Source organism: Streptomyces sp. SID12501, assembly GCF_010550245.1.
Taxonomy (GTDB): domain Bacteria; phylum Actinomycetota; class Actinomycetes; order Streptomycetales; family Streptomycetaceae; genus Streptomyces.
This window is the reverse complement of the sequence record NZ_JAAGLU010001105.1, coordinates 1-381: the sequence shown is the minus strand read 5'-3', so window position 1 is coordinate 381 and position 381 is coordinate 1. Positions and strand designations below refer to the sequence as shown.

The window sequence follows — 381 nt, the reverse complement described above, 5'->3', positions numbered from 1 at the left end:
GCGTCCTGGCGGTCGGCCGCGCGCTCGGCGTGGCCGTCGGGGCCTGCGCGCTCGCGCTGCTCGGCGTCGAAGGGCTTCCCACACGGATCCGGCCCGAGGGCGCGCTGCTGGACGGGACGCACCGCGTGCCGGGCGGCGGCGTGCACGTGCGCTGCGGCGTGCCCGAGCGTGTCGAGCGTCTCGGTCCGGTGATGGTCGTCGACCCGGTGACGGCGCTCGTCCAGACGGTGCCGACGCTGGACCGGGAGCACGCGGTGGCGGTGCTGGACTCGGCGATCCATCGGCGGCTGGTGCGGGAGGACGAGCTCGAGGACGTCCGCCGTCGGACCCGGGGGCGACGGGGGAGCGCACGAGCGACCCGCTGGTGGGACCTCGTCGACG

1 protein-coding gene is annotated in these 381 nt (G+C 77.2%); it reads left to right on the top strand.

What is annotated here, in order from left to right:
- Positions 1-381: hypothetical protein (locus tag G3I71_RS50035; protein ID WP_203733307.1), on the top strand; the 381-nt coding region annotated here is incomplete at both ends.